8 protein-coding genes are annotated in these 11,180 nt (G+C 72.8%); 2 read left to right on the top strand and 6 right to left on the bottom strand.

From position 1 onward, the window contains the following. Positions 1-111: 111 nt before the first annotated feature. Positions 112-1,572: an MFS transporter gene (locus tag ACH4SP_RS38085; RefSeq protein WP_398422270.1), complete on the bottom strand. Its 1,461-nt coding sequence runs from the start codon at positions 1,570-1,572 to the stop codon at positions 112-114. 80 nt (positions 1,573-1,652) lie between these two features. Here ACH4SP_RS38085 and ACH4SP_RS38080 point away from each other — a divergent pair, with 80 nt between their 5' ends. Then, a complete protein-coding gene (locus tag ACH4SP_RS38080; RefSeq protein ID WP_398422268.1) occupies positions 1,653-1,949 on the top strand; it encodes an ArsR/SmtB family transcription factor in 297 nt (98 codons plus the stop codon). A gap of 303 nt (positions 1,950-2,252) precedes the next feature. On the opposite strand, the gene ACH4SP_RS38075 is transcribed toward ACH4SP_RS38080, so the two are convergent. From ACH4SP_RS38075 to ACH4SP_RS38055, 5 genes are read right to left on the bottom strand one after another with little or no spacing between them, the layout of a single operon-like run. Continuing rightward, positions 2,253-3,029, bottom strand: a complete 777-nt coding sequence (locus ACH4SP_RS38075) for a class I SAM-dependent methyltransferase (RefSeq protein WP_398422266.1) — start codon at positions 3,027-3,029, stop codon at positions 2,253-2,255. 12 nt (positions 3,030-3,041) lie between these two features. After that, complete coding sequence (locus tag ACH4SP_RS38070; RefSeq protein ID WP_398422263.1) at positions 3,042-5,303, bottom strand: xanthine dehydrogenase family protein molybdopterin-binding subunit; 2,262 nt, start codon at positions 5,301-5,303, stop codon at positions 3,042-3,044. Beyond that, entirely contained in the window at positions 5,300-5,842 is a 543-nt protein-coding gene (locus ACH4SP_RS38065) for a (2Fe-2S)-binding protein (protein WP_398422261.1), read from the bottom strand. Before ACH4SP_RS38065 ends, ACH4SP_RS38070 begins: the two co-directional genes overlap by 4 nt. Next, positions 5,833-6,831, bottom strand: coding sequence for an FAD binding domain-containing protein (locus tag ACH4SP_RS38060; protein ID WP_398422438.1), 999 nt, complete (start codon positions 6,829-6,831; stop codon positions 5,833-5,835). Before ACH4SP_RS38060 ends, ACH4SP_RS38065 begins: the two co-directional genes overlap by 10 nt. A gap of 21 nt (positions 6,832-6,852) precedes the next feature. Then, positions 6,853-7,530, bottom strand: coding sequence for a class I SAM-dependent methyltransferase (locus ACH4SP_RS38055; RefSeq protein ID WP_398422259.1), 678 nt, complete (start codon positions 7,528-7,530; stop codon positions 6,853-6,855). 425 nt (positions 7,531-7,955) lie between these two features. On the opposite strand from ACH4SP_RS38055, the gene ACH4SP_RS38050 reads away from it, so the two are divergent. After that, positions 7,956-11,090, top strand: coding sequence for an AAA family ATPase (locus ACH4SP_RS38050; protein WP_398422257.1), 3,135 nt, complete (start codon positions 7,956-7,958; stop codon positions 11,088-11,090). Positions 11,091-11,180 lie beyond the last annotated feature (90 nt).

The raw sequence follows: 11,180 nt of genomic DNA, 5'->3' as shown, positions 1-11,180 counted from the left end.
GCCCGCCGGACGGGAGCCGGGGGTGTCCGGACGCACGAAAGCGGCCCGGCGCACACGGGGAGGTGTGCGCCGGGCCGCGGTCGGTCGGCCGGAACTGCGGGTGCGTGTCGGTCAGGCGGTGTGCCCCGCGTCCTGCCGGTCCGGTTCCCCGGCGGGCGCGGGCGCGGCGGATCCGGTGTCCGGACCGTCCTTGTCCTTGACCCGGGTGCGCAGACCTGCGCCGATGCCCACCAGGGCCGCCAGCGTGGTGATGGCGAAGACGATGCCGAGCGCGCCGTTCTCGGCCCAGCCCTGGGTGGCTCCGTAGGCGCTGACCGCGGTGCCCAGGCCGGTCATGACGGCGACGGACATGGTCTCGGACAGCTGGAGGTTGGAACTGGCCGCGCCCTCCTGCCCCTTGGGGGCGATGGAGAGCACGATGGTGGTGACCGCCGGGTACACCAGGCCCATGCCGAAGCCCGCGATCGCCCAGCCGAGCACGGCGAGCGTGACGCTCTTGAGGTCGGTGCCGATGGCCAGGGCGATCATCGCGTCGCCGACGACCAGCAGGACGAAGCCCGCCACCACCCGGCTGTGCCGTCCCTTGCCCTCGCTGCGGGCGTCCAGCTTCGCCTGGATCCAGGCGCCGGTGACCCAGGTGAGCGCACCCGCGGACAGGGCGAGCCCGGACTCCAGGGTGCTCAGGCCAAGGACCAGCGTCATGCTCAGCGGGAAGAACGACTCGGCCCCGTAGTAGGCGGTGCTGACGAGTCCGCGCACGATCATTCCGGCGGGCATTCCGCGCTGCACGGTGAGCGTGCCGGGCGGCAGCAGCTTGCGCAGCATGGGCAGGGCGAGGGCCGCGCCCGCGAGGACCACGGGGATCGTGATGGCGAGGTTGTGCTCCTCAAGTCCGACCAGCACCGCGCCCGTGCCGATCACCAGCAGCAGGGTGTAGGGGATGCGTCCCTTGTCGGGGGCGGACGCCTCGGGGGCGCCGAGCTTACGCAGGGCGGGCAGGGTGAGGAACACCCCGATGGGCACCAGCGGCACCAGGATGATGAACACCACGCGCCAGTTGGTGGCCTCGGCGATCGCCGCCGCGATCGCCGGACCCAGCAGTGCGGGCAGCGTCCACGCGGAGGCCACCAGGGCGAGCATCCGGGCGCGCAGCGCGTCCGGGTAGGCCCGCCCGACGGTCAGGTAGGCGATGGCGAGCACGCCGCCGACGCCGGCGCCCTGGAGGGTGCGGCCGAGCAGGAAGACGTACCAGTTGTTCGCGATCGCGGAGATGCCGCAGCCGATCACGAAGAACAGGAAGGCCTGGAGGTACGGGGCGGCCGGGCCGCGCTGGTCGGCACCCTTGCCGGTGAGCACCGTGCCGAAGATGTTGGCCAGCATGAACGCGGTGAACGCCCAGCCGAACAGGCCGAGGCCGTCGAGTTCCTTGGCGACGGGTGGCAGCACGGTCGCCACTCCGAGCCATAAGAAGGCCACCAGCGTGACGGACAGGATCAGTCCGATGGTCAGGGCCCGGTAGCGGGGGGTCCAGATCCCCTCTTCCGTGCTGCTCCCAGGAGCGGACGTGCTCATCGGTTCTCCATCTCAGTTATATGCCGGTTTCCTTATATGGCAGATCTAGCATATAGGCGAACGTTGATATGCTGTCAAGCGTGACCGACCTCGTATCGACTGCCCAGATGTTCAAGGCGCTCGGCCACCCGCTGCGGTTGGGGATCGTCCGTGCCCTCGCCGCCGAGCCGGAGACCTGCGCCTGTGACTTCGCCGACGTCTTCGGCGTCTCGCAGCCCACCGTCAGCCAGCATCTGAAGGTGCTGCGCGGGGCGGGGCTGGTGAGCACCCGCAGACGCGGCGTCCAGATCTGTTACTCGGTGCGGCCCGAAGTGGTCCCCGTCCTGCAGGAACTGGTGGACACGCTGCGCGCGCCGAACGTGGCCGAGAGGGTCTGAAGGAACGTGGCCGAGAGGGCCTGAAGCGGCTCGGGGCGCGCCCCGGCCGGGCCCGGGGACGGCGCCCCTGCACAGTGGCCCGGGGGGGCGCCTGCCCGACGGCCCGGGGGGGGCGCCTGCCCGACGGCCCGGGGGCGCGCCTGCCCGGCGGCCCGGCGAGGTGCCCCCGCGCGTCGGCCCGGTGCGAGGCGCCGCGAGGTGCCCCCCCCGCCCGCGCGTCGGCTCAGTGAGGCGCCCTCCGTACGACGGCTCGGTGAGGCGCTCCCCGCACGCCGGTGCGGCGGGGCGCCCCCGTGCGTCGGCTCAGCGGCGTGCCTCGAACATCACGATGGGCGGGTTCGCCAGGAACCCCTCCCAGAAGGCCGTGCCGTACCGTCGCTCGCCCTCCTCGCCGACCGTCATCTCCACCCACGTCAGCTCGCCGAACCCGGCCGCCGCGAAGGCGCGTTCGTACACCTCGGGCCGGATCAGGCAGGTCTCGAAGCTGATCGGCGGCCGGAGCGCTGCGGTGACCTTGATGTGGGTGCCGAGCTCCGACTCCCGCTGCCGCGCGAAGTGGAATCCGTACGGGTCGGGGCGCGGCCCCCGGAAGGAGAAGCCGGGGCGCTGGGTCACCCCGACGAACCGGCCGCCGGGAGCCAGCGCGCTCAGCGCGCCCCGGCACATGTCCGTCAACTCCTCCTCGGACTTCGCGTAGTTGACCAGGTAGGCGGCCAGCACCAGGTCGTGGCCGCCCAGTTCCGAGAGGTCGGGCCGTGCCGCGTCCGCCACCAGGTACTCCACGCCCAGCGGGGCCCGCTCCTCGATCGCCCGGGCCGACTCGACCATCGCGGGGGAGATGTCCACGCCCAGCGCGCGGCGCGCCCCCTCCTGCCTGACCTGCCGGGTGTAGAACCCGTCGCCGCAGGCCAGGTCGAGGACGTCGGCGCCGCGGACGTCGCCCAGCAGACGCCGGAAACTGGAGCGTTCCGGGTAGACGGTGGGCAGTTCCCGGGCGTTCTCCCACTGCGCGCCGATCGCGTCGTACTGCTGGGTTGCGGCCGCCCCCGTCCGGGTGCGGGTGTCGGGTGTTTCCGTCATGCGTATGGCCTTTCAGGAGAGCCCGAGGATGTCCTCGGGGCCGATGGGGATGCGCGGCAGGGTGCGTCCGGTCGCGGTGCGCACGGCGGCGGCGACCGCCGAGGGGGAGGTGACGGTCGGCATCTCGCCCGCGCCCCGCAGTCCGTAAGGGGCGTGCGGGTCGGAGTGCTCCAGGATCTCCAGCCGCATCCGGGGCATGTCCGTCATGGTGGGGATCAGGTAGTCGGTGAAGGAGGCGTTGAGGATGCGGCCCCCGGACACCTGGATCTCCTCCATCAGCGCGAGTCCGAGGCCCTGACAGCTGCCGCCGTGCAACTGCCCGCGCAGGGCCAGGGGGTTGAGGGCCAGACCCACGTCCTGGGCGGTGTCGAGGGCGACCACCTCGACGGTGCCCAGCTCCAGGTCCACGTCCACCACCGCCCGGTGCGCGGCGAAGGCGTACTGGAAGATCGCGTCGCCCTGCCCGGTGACCGGGTCCAGCGGACGGGTCGGCCGGTGGTGGAACTCCCGGGTCTCCTCCACCGCGCCTTCCGCCAGTACGTCCGCGAGCTTGGCCAGCGGCCGGCCGGCGGCGTCGACCACCGTGGCCCGCTCCAGACCCGCCGAGGCGCCCGGTGTGCCGAGCAGCCGGTCCGTACGGGCGAGCACGAGGGCGCGCACCGCCTCGGCCGCCGCCTTGACCGCGCCGCCCGTGACGTAGCTCTGCCGGCCGGACGAGGTGGGGCCCGCGTCGCCGAAGGTGGTGTCGCCCAGCTCCACCAGCACCTCGGACACGCCGAGTTCGGCGGTGACGATCTGGGACTGCACGGTGACCAGCCCCTGCCCGACCTCGGCGGCGGCGGTGGTGACCCGGGCCTGCGGCACCCCGCCGTGGAGTTCGAGCCGCACCCGGGCGGTGGAGTAGTCGTCGAAGCCCTCGACGAAGCCCACGTTCTTCAGCCCCACCGCGTACCCCACACCCCGTGCCACGTGGGGCAGCGGGGCCCGCGCGGGACCGGGGAGGGGTACGGCGCGCAGCCGCTGCAGCAGTTCGGCGACCGGTGCCGGCTGGTCCAGCACCTGCCCGTTCGCCACCGTGGAGCCCTCCGCCACCGCGTTGCGCAGCCGCAGCTCCACCGGGTCCAGGCCCAACTCCTTCGCCAGGAGGTCCATTTGGGACTCGTAGCCGTAGCAGGCCTGCACCGCGCCGAAGCCGCGCATCGCGCCGCACGGCGGATTGTGGGTGTAGACCGAGTGCACGTCCACGTCGACGTGCTCCACCTCGTACGGCCCGACCGCGCACATGGCGACGGTGCTGGTGATCGCGGTCGAAGTGGACGCGTACGCACCGCCGTCCAGCAGGATCGACGCCTTGACGTAGACGAGCTTCCCCTCGCGGGTGGCGCCGTGCTCGTAGGTCATCCGGGCCGGATGCCGGTGCACATGGCCGAAGAAGGACTCGTTGCGGGAGTAGCACATCTTCACCGGGCGTCCGGTGCGCAGCGCCAGCATGCTCGCGTGGACGTGCATCGTCAGATCCTCGCGGCCGCCGAACGCGCCGCCCACACCGGCCAGCAGGACCCGTACCCGCTCGCCCGGCAGTCCCAGGCAGGCGGCCATCTGGGCGTGGTCCTCGTGGATCCACTGGCTCGCGACGTGCAGGTCCACCCCGCCGTCCGGGGTCGGCACCGCGAGCCCCGACTCCGGGCTGAGGAAGGCCTGGTCCTGCATGCCGATCTCGTACTCGCCGCGCACCACCACCTCCGCGCGGGGCAGCCTGCCGTGCTGGGCCGCGCCCCGGAGCAGGGGCACCCGGCGCACCAGGTTCCCCTCCGGATGGACCCGTATCGCGTCCTCGTCGAGCGCGGCGGCCGGGTCGGTGAGCGGGCGCAGCACCTCGTACTCGACGTGCACCAGCTCGGCGGCCCGGCGCGCGGTCTCCCGGTGGTCGGCGGCCACCAGGGCGACGGCCTCGCCCTCGTACCGGACGACGTCCACGGCCAGCACCGGCTTGTCGACGACCATCGAGCCCTGCAGGTTCCGTCCCGGCACGTCCCGGTGGGTGAGGACGGCGTGCACCCCGGGCAGGGCGCGCGCCCGTGCGGTGTCGATGCGCAGGATGCGGGCGTGCGGGTGCGGGCTGCGGGTGGTGGCCCCCCACAGCATGTCCGGGGCCTGGAGGTCGGAGGAGTAGACGAAGGTGCCCTCGGTCTTCGCCGGGCCGTCGGGGCGCGGCACGCTCTCGCCGAGCGGGCCGCCGGCGCGGCCGGTCGGGTAGCCGGCGGGCGCCTTCACCGGAGCTCCTGGGGGACGGGCCGGGCGGCGTGCGGTCCTTCGGGTCCTGGATCCCCGGCCGCGGCGTCGCGCCGGTACTCGGCGGCCCGCAGCACCGCGTCCACGATGTGCTGGTAGCCGGTGCACCGGCAGACGTTGCCCGACATGGCGGACCGCACCCCGGCCTCGTCCGGATCGGGCTCCCGGCTCAGCAGGTCCTCGGCGGCCATCAGCATCCCCGCGGTGCAGAACCCGCACTGCACGGCCCCCGCCTCCAGGAACGCGCGCCGCACCGGGTGCTGCCGGTCGGGGGCCTCCGGGTCGCCGAGCCCCTCGACGGTCCGCACCCGCTGCCCGTCGGCCTGCGCCGCGGGCACCAGACAGGCGCAGCAGAGCAGGCCCTCCAGGTGCACCGAGCAGGAACCGCAACGCCCTTCCTCGCAGGCGTTCTTGGTGCCGGTCAGGCCGACGCGCTCGCGCAGCACGTACAGGAGGCTCTCGGTCTCCCGCACGTCGTCGAGGACGTGTCGCTCGCCGTTCACGGTGAGGGTCAGGCGCATGGTTCCCGCTCCATCCTGCAGGGGTGTCGTTGCTGCCAGGCCCGGGCGAGGGTCCGGCGGGCCAGGACGGCCAGCGCGTGGCGCCGGTAGGAGGCGCTTCCCCGTACGTCGTCCACGGGGGCGCTCTCCCCGGCGGCCAGCTCTCCGAAGTGCCGCAGCAGCTCGTCGGGCAGGGGCGCGGCGGACTCCCAGGCCCCGAGCCGGGTCAGCTCGGCGGCGACGAACTCCTCCGCGGCGGTCGCCGCCCGGGGCGTCCCGGCGACGCCGCCCATGCCGGTGCCGACCCGCCCGAGGTCCGGCCACAGGGCCACCGCGAAGGACGCCGTGGAGATCGTCAGGGAACTGCGGCGGCCGAGCGCGGTGAAGCACTGCGGGCCGGCGGCCCTCGGCACCTCGATCGCGGTGAAGAGCTCGTCGGGCTCGCGCACCGTGCTGCCGGGCCCGGTGTAGAGGGCGCGGGCCGGCACGCGCCGCCGGCCGCGCACCGACTCCAGGACGACGTCCGCCCGGCAGGCGAGGAGCATGGGATGCAGGTCGCCCGCTGGCCAGGCCGATCCCAGGGCGCCGCCCAGGGTGCCGCGGTTGCGGATCTGCCGGGAGCCCACCGCGGCGGCGGCCTCGGCGAGACCGGGCAACGGGCCGCTCAGCTCCCGGACCAGCCGGGTGTACGTCAGGGTCGCGCCGAGCCGGAGCGGGCGCCCGGCGGCGCGCGCGTCGTCCAGCCGGCGGCCCCCGGCGGCCCCTGCTCCTGTGCCGTCCTCGGCTTCCGCGCCCTCCCCGACGGCTTCCGCGGCTTCCGTGTCCTCCCCGACCGGCGACCAGGCGGCGAGCCCGGCCAGCCGGGACAGGTCCAGCAGTGCGGCCGGCGGCTCGTCGCCCGCGTTCAGCCGCATCATCACTTCGGTGCCGCCCGCCACGGGCACGGCACCCGGCCGGTCCGCGAGGGCCCTCAGTGCGTCCTCGCGGTCGCGCGGCAGCAGGTACTCCATCGTCGGCACGCCTTCCTGTGGTCAGCGGGCCCCGGCCGAGCGGCGGCAACGGAAGGAGATCCAGGGCGGGTTGTCGAAGTAGCCCTGCCAGTAGGGCGTGCCGAACTCCAGGATTCCGTCCAGGGAGAGCTCGGTCGGCGTCCACTCGAAGTCCTCGAAGCCCGCCTCGGCGAACGCCTCCTCGTACACCGACGCGTGCTGCAGACAGGCCTGGAAGTCGAACGGCGGGACGGTGCCCACCGAGACCCTGATCCGGGTGCCGGTGCGCAGCGGCTCCCCCCGGTCGAAGGAGAAGCCGTACCGGGACAGGTCCGCGCTGTCGAGGTCCAGGTCGGGGCGGGCGTTGAAGGAGAGGAACGTGCCGCCCGGCCGCAGGTTTGCCGCGGCGGCCCCGGCCATCGCCCGCATCGCCTCCGGGGAATCCGCGTAATTGAGCAGATAGATCGCCATCACCGTGTCGAAGGCACCCAGGGACGGCAGAGTCGCGGCGTCCCCGACCCGGTATCCGATGCCCAGGGGTTCCTGTTCTTCGATCTTCTCGGCCACGTCCACCATTTCGGCGGAGATGTCCACGCCGGTCACCCGTGCCGCACCCAGGCGGCGTGCGAGCCGGGTGTAGAAGCCGCTTCCGCAGGCGAGATCGAGGACATTGCGGCCTTGAAGATCACCCAGTAGCCGAGAAACGCTCGGGCGCTCCACAAATCTGGTCAGTGGCAGTTGCTTAGATTTTTCGTAAGTTTCACCTATGCGGTCGTACTGATCTTTGTCAAATGAATAGAGGTCAGTCACGGGGTGTCCTCGGGTTCGGCGATCTCCATTTCTTGCACATGCGTCTCCGATCCTTTCCCGAGCCGCCGCGCTCACGCCGGGGCGACGCCGCAGCGCCACCGAAGGGTTATGCGGGGGCTACCGCAGGATTAGCCCCGGGGTGAGGTGCACATATGCACTCATCGCCCGAAAAGTGACGTATTACTTCTCTAGCACCTTGCTAGATATATCGACGTGACTGGGTAGCGTTGACCGGTACGGTCGCCCCGAGGGAGCGGATCCGGACAAGATCGCCGACCGGGTATTGGACTCCTTGACCGGCGTGCAGTGGCTGACTTACCTTGGCTTGAGAAAATATGTTCAATTCCTGTAATGCATTACCTCCTACGATGCGCGGGGGAATAATGTGGGATTTCCTGTCCCGAGTCAGGGACGGCGAGGGCCAGGGATTACTGATTGAGGCCACCGCAGGTATGGGGCGCACCACTGTGCTGCGCAGCGCAGTTAAAGCCGCCCCCGGATTCGGGTTACGAGTGCTCAGTGCACGCGCCCGTGCTTCCGAATCGGACTCCGAGTACGGAGTCGCCCAACAGCTGGTGTCCCGGGCCTACGACGTACTCGGAATGGAAGGCGAATCCGAGGCGAAGGATCTTTACTGCCCCTTCCCCCGGGGAAGTCCGCTCGCGTCGGCCGAAGCCGATCTGCACCCTCTGCTGCGCGTGCTCGCCAAGGACGCCCCGGTGCTTCTCGCCATCGACGACCTCCAGTGGATGGACCAGGCCTCGCTGAAGTGCCTCGGCTATCTGATGGCCCGGCTGGAGAACGCTCCGGTGGCGCTCGTGGCCACCCTCGCCCCCGGCGAGGCGCCGCGGAACTTCGTGATGACGGAGGTGCTCGCAGGCTTCCAGCACCGGCTGGTGCTGGCCGGACTGTCCCGGGAGGAGACCGCGGTCCTCGCCGCGGAGATCCTCGGCGCGCCCGTGCGCCCCGACACCGTCGAGTCCGCCCTCGCCGTGAGCGGCGGCAACCCCTACCTGCTGGACGCCCTCTTCCGCGACCTGCGGCTCAGCGGCCCCGGCCCGGCCACCCTCGCCCCGCGCGACATCGTGAAGCACGGGCCGGTGGAGGTGGCGGAGATGCTGCTCAGCAGGTACGACCGCACCTGGCCGGGGGCCGAGGCGATCGCCGAGGCCGTAGCGGTGCTCGGCGAGGCGGCCACCGTGCCCGCGCTCGCCCGCCTCGTCGACGCGGACGAACTCGCGGTCGCCGACACCGTCGCCTCCCTCACCCACGCGGGGCTGCTGGCCCAGGACGGCCTGGCGGTGCGCTTCGTCCAGCCACTGGTACGGACCGCGACCCTCACCCGGGTGCCGCCCAGCAGGCGCAACACCCTGCACGTACGGGCCGCGCACATGCTGTACGAGAGCGACGCGCCCCGCGAGCAGATCGCCGTCCAGATATTAGGAAGCCACAACGAGCCCGCCCAGCACTGGACCTGCACGGTGCTCAGCGACGCCGCGCGCGAGGCGGTGGAGCGCGGTGCGTACGACGTGGCCTGCGACTACCTGAGGCGCGGACTCCAGGAGTGCGAGGGACAGTGCCAGGGCAAACTGCTGCGCGTCCTCGGCCAGATCGAGCTGTCCCAGGACCCGGCGGCGGCCGCCGAGTACCTGCGCCGGGCCCTCACGCTCAGCCCTGACTCCGCGGAGCGCACCGGCATCCGCATCGACCTGGCGCACTCGCTCTACCTGCTCGACCAGCCCCAGGACGCCCGGACGGTACTGGACGAGGGCATCGCCGACGGCGGCGCCGACCCGCAGGACGCCCCCACGCTGCGGGGCGAGCAGTTCGTCCTCGGTGGGCTCGGCCCGCTGCACCCCTACCCCGACGCGGACCAGCCCCTCGTGGACCCGCTGGGGACCGGCACCGTGGACTCGGCGCGGACCGGCACCGTGCTGTCGGCGCGGACCGGCGCCGTACTGTCGGGGAGCGAGCCGCCGGACGACAGCACCGCCGAGTTCTTCCGGCTCAACTCGGCAGGACTCCTCGACCAACGGCTCCGGCTCGACCTCGCCAGCCTGCTCTCGTGCTGCCGGGGCGAGGACCGTCTGGAAGCGGTCCGGCAGGCCGAACGGGCCCTGCGCAGGCCGTACACCGGACTCAACGAGCGGCTGGCGGCCAGGACCGTACCCATCCAGGTGCTGGCCATCGCCGACAAGCTCGACAGCGCGCTCGCCGAGGCCGACCTCCTCGTCGACCAGGCGACCGCTTCCTGCTCGCGCACCCTGGGCGCACTGGCGTACAGCATGCGCGCCGAGGTCAACCTGCGCATCGGCAACCTCTCCCGCGCGCTGGAGGACTCCTACCGGGCCCTCGAACTGATGCCGCTGACCTCCCCGCAGTACTGGGTGTGCACCGGCCAGGCGGTCGCCGCCGGCGTGGGCGCGCTGGTGGAGACGGCCAGGACGGAAGAGGCGTACCGCCTGCTGGAACGGTCCGGGCTCGACCGGCGGATCCCCGAACGCAGCAGCTTCGGCCCGCTGTTCTTCCACCGGGCACGGCTGCGGCTGGCGGACGGCGACCAGGAGGGCGGCCTGGCCGACCTCCTGGAGTGCGGCGCCAGACTGGAGCGGGCGGGGACGTTCAACCCGGCCGTGCTGGCGTGGCGCTCCGAAGCGGCACTGGTGTACGCCGCGCGGGGCGACCGGCAGGAGGCGCGGCGGCTCGTCGACGCCGAGCTGTCCCGGGCCCGCCGCTGGGGTGCGCCCCGCGCCATCGGCCGCGCGCTGCGCGCGGCCGGACTGCTGGCGGAGGGCCGCAAGGGCGAGGCGATGCTGGGCGACGCGGTACAGGTCCTGGAATCCTCGCCCGCGCGGCTCGAACTGGCCCGGGTCCTCGCCGACCTCGGCATCCAGACCCGGCGCTCCAGCCGGCTGCGCGACGCCCGTGACCTCCTGCGCCGCGCCCTGTCGCTGGCGGAGGTGTGCGGGGCGACGAAGCTGGAGCAGACGGTCCGGGAGGAACTCCTCGTCTCGGGCGCCAGGCCGCGCCGGGCCACCGAGGTGGGGGTGGACGCCCTGACGCCCACCGAGCGGAGGGTGGTGCTGCTGGCCGCCCGGAAGAACACCAACCGGGAGATCGCGGCGAGCCTCTTCGTCGCCCAGCGCACCGTGGAGCTGCACCTGAGCAACGCCTACCGCAAGCTCTCGATCGCGGGCCGCCCCGGCCTCGCGGCGTACGCCGACGAACTGCAGGGGAACGCGCCGCAGGAGCGCGGGACGGAGGCCGAGCAGGTCGCCCCGCAGCCCGCCCGCCGGACCGTTCCGGAACCTCTCTCTCAGCAGCCGATGCAGCAGCCGCCGGTGGTGGCACCCGTGCAGCCACCACCGGCACCGCCCGCGTCGGTCGTCCAGTCCCACCCCTCGGCGCTGGTGCGGGCCCGCCGGACGAGCCCGAGGGTGGGGAGCGCGTCGAGCCGCCGCGTGCGCTGAACCCGGCGCACGCGGCGGCCCGTACCGCCAGGGCAAGCAACCCACCACCGCGAAGACACGCACCGCGAAGACACCCACCGCGAAACCGCG

Source organism: Streptomyces sp. NPDC021093 (assembly GCF_044333135.1).
Lineage (GTDB): Bacteria > Actinomycetota > Actinomycetes > Streptomycetales > Streptomycetaceae > Streptomyces.
This window is presented reverse-complemented; position numbering and strand designations above follow the sequence as displayed.

Excerpts from the sequence above, each read along its gene's own strand:
- ACH4SP_RS38085 (WP_398422270.1), bottom strand. The coding sequence starts at position 1,572 with ATGAGCACGTCCGCTCCTGGGAGCAGCACGGAAGAGGGGATCTGGACC.
- ACH4SP_RS38075 (WP_398422266.1), bottom strand. The coding sequence starts at position 3,029 with ATGACGGAAACACCCGACACCCGCACCCGGACGGGGGCGGCCGCAACC.
- ACH4SP_RS38065 (WP_398422261.1), bottom strand. The coding sequence starts at position 5,842 with ATGCGCCTGACCCTCACCGTGAACGGCGAGCGACACGTCCTCGACGAC.
- ACH4SP_RS38060 (WP_398422438.1), bottom strand. The coding sequence starts at position 6,831 with ATGGAGTACCTGCTGCCGCGCGACCGCGAGGACGCACTGAGGGCCCTC.
- ACH4SP_RS38050 (WP_398422257.1), top strand. The coding sequence starts at position 7,956 with ATGTTCAATTCCTGTAATGCATTACCTCCTACGATGCGCGGGGGAATA.